Raw genomic sequence first — 266 nt, 5'->3', positions numbered from 1 at the left:
GTTGCGAGGCGAACGAGGGGAACTGAAACATCTAAGTACCCTTAGGAAAAGAAATCAACCGAGATTCCCCTAGTAGCGGCGAGCGAACGGGGATTAGCCCTTAAGTCAGTGGGGTGTTAGTGGAATGTGTTGGAAAGCACAGCGGCACAGGGTGATAGCCCCGTACATGAAAACTAACCATTGATGAAAACGAGTAAGGCGGGACACGTGACATCCTGTTTGAATATGGGGGGACCATCCTCCAAGGCTAAATACTCCTGACTGAC

Annotated in this window: 1 rRNA gene; it reads left to right on the top strand. The window is 50.4% G+C overall.

From position 1 onward, the window contains the following. A 23S ribosomal RNA gene (locus KFE26_RS24470) occupies positions 1-266 on the top strand; the annotation flags it as partial.

This window comes from Shewanella sp. M16 (genome assembly GCF_018224605.1).
GTDB lineage: Bacteria > Pseudomonadota > Gammaproteobacteria > Enterobacterales > Shewanellaceae > Shewanella > Shewanella oncorhynchi.
Note: the sequence above shows the minus strand (reverse complement) of the source record. Positions and strands in the feature narration are given on the sequence as shown.